The 300-nt window shown below is 67.0% G+C and carries 1 protein-coding gene; it reads left to right on the forward strand.

Features of this window, described 5'->3' with window-relative positions; translation table 11 throughout:
• The coding region (locus I71_RS38650) for a hypothetical protein (RefSeq protein WP_031266050.1) at nt 1–300 on the forward strand (300 nt) is incomplete at both ends.

A 300-nucleotide genomic window follows, 5' to 3' on the forward strand; every position in this document is an offset into this window, starting at 1 on the left:
CCGAACTGCTCGGCTGCGTCGAAAACATCAAGAACGGCAATACCAGCCTAGTCGAAAACATCTTCATGCCGCCTAGCGATGCGGACATCGAGGATGCGGCCTTTCGCGCGTTGCGCGACAGCGGGATCCGCGGCACCGTCGCGCGCGCCACACAGGCCCGTCACTTCGATCCGCAGTTCTGCGAAACCTCGGCTGAGCAGGCCGAGCGCGTCGGACGGCTCGCCGCGGGCTGGCACGGCAGCCACGACGGCCGGCTGCGCCTGTCGATTGGCCCGTTGCTGCCCTGGGTCGTCGATGAGG

This window comes from Azospirillum sp. B506 (assembly GCF_000333595.1).
Classification (GTDB): domain Bacteria; phylum Pseudomonadota; class Alphaproteobacteria; order Azospirillales; family Azospirillaceae; genus Azospirillum.